Source organism: Bacillus cereus group sp. MYBKT111-2 (assembly GCF_051915205.1).
Taxonomy (GTDB): Bacteria; Bacillota; Bacilli; order Bacillales; family Bacillaceae_G; genus Bacillus_A; species Bacillus_A paranthracis.
The window spans coordinates 1-1,614 of record NZ_JBQAEG010000029.1; the positions used below are offsets into that span (position 1 = coordinate 1).

A 1,614-nucleotide genomic window follows, 5' to 3' on the forward strand; every position below is an offset into this window, starting at 1 on the left:
GTATGTTCTTTGAAAACTAGATAACAGTGTAGCTCATATTTTTTAATTTTTAGTTTGGTTAAGTTAGAAAGGGCGCACGGTGGATGCCTTGACACTAGGAGTCGATGAAGGACGGGACTAACGCCGATATGCTTCGGGGAGCTGTAAGTAAGCTTTGATCCGAAGATTTCCGAATGGGGAAACCCACCATACGTAATGGTATGGTATCCTTATCTGAATACATAGGGTAAGGAAGACAGACCCAGGGAACTGAAACATCTAAGTACCTGGAGGAAGAGAAAGCAAATGCGATTTCCTGAGTAGCGGCGAGCGAAACGGAACATAGCCCAAACCAAGAGGCTTGCCTCTTGGGGTTGTAGGACATTCTATACGGAGTTACAAAGGAACGAGGTAGACGAAGCGACCTGGAAAGGTCCGTCGTAGAGGGTAACAACCCCGTAGTCGAAACTTCGTTCTCTCTTGAATGTATCCTGAGTACGGCGGAACACGTGAAATTCCGTCGGAATCTGGGAGGACCATCTCCCAAGGCTAAATACTCCCTAGTGATCGATAGTGAACCAGTACCGTGAGGGAAAGGTGAAAAGCACCCCGGAAGGGGAGTGAAAGAGATCCTGAAACCGTGTGCCTACAAATAGTCAGAGCCCGTTAACGGGTGATGGCGTGCCTTTTGTAGAATGAACCGGCGAGTTACGATCCCGTGCGAGGTTAAGCTGAAGAGGCGGAGCCGCAGCGAAAGCGAGTCTGAATAGGGCGTTTAGTACGTGGTCGTAGACCCGAAACCAGGTGATCTACCCATGTCCAGGGTGAAGTTCAGGTAACACTGAATGGAGGCCCGAACCCACGCACGTTGAAAAGTGCGGGGATGAGGTGTGGGTAGCGGAGAAATTCCAATCGAACCTGGAGATAGCTGGTTCTCCCCGAAATAGCTTTAGGGCTAGCCTTAAGTGTAAGAGTCTTGGAGGTAGAGCACTGATTGGACTAGGGGTCCTCATCGGATTACCGAATTCAGTCAAACTCCGAATGCCAATGACTTATCCTTAGGAGTCAGACTGCGAGTGATAAGATCCGTAGTCAAAAGGGAAACAGCCCAGACCGCCAGCTAAGGTCCCAAAGTGTGTATTAAGTGGAAAAGGATGTGGAGTTGCTTAGACAACTAGGATGTTGGCTTAGAAGCAGCCACCATTTAAAGAGTGCGTAATAGCTCACTAGTCGAGTGACTCTGCGCCGAAAATGTACCGGGGCTAAATACACCACCGAAGCTGCGGATTGATACCGAATGGTATCAGTGGTAGGGGAGCGTTCTAAGGACAGTGAAGTCAGACCGGAAGGACTGGTGGAGTGCTTAGAAGTGAGAATGCCGGTATGAGTAGCGAAAGACGGGTGAGAATCCCGTCCACCGAATGCCTAAGGTTTCCTGAGGAAGGCTCGTCCGCTCAGGGTTAGTCAGGACCTAAGCCGAGGCCGACAGGCGTAGGCGATGGACAACAGGTTGATATTCCTGTACCACCTCTTTATCGTTTGAGCAATGGAGGGACGCAGAAGGATAGAAGAAGCGTGCGATTGGTTGTGCACGTCCAAGCAGTTAGGCTGATAAGTAGGCAAATCCGCTTATCG

1 rRNA gene is annotated in these 1,614 nt (G+C 49.8%); it reads left to right on the forward strand.

From position 1 onward, the window contains the following. Positions 1–56 precede the first annotated feature (56 nt). A 23S ribosomal RNA gene (locus ACTFNE_RS27335) occupies positions 57–1,614 on the forward strand; the annotation flags it as partial.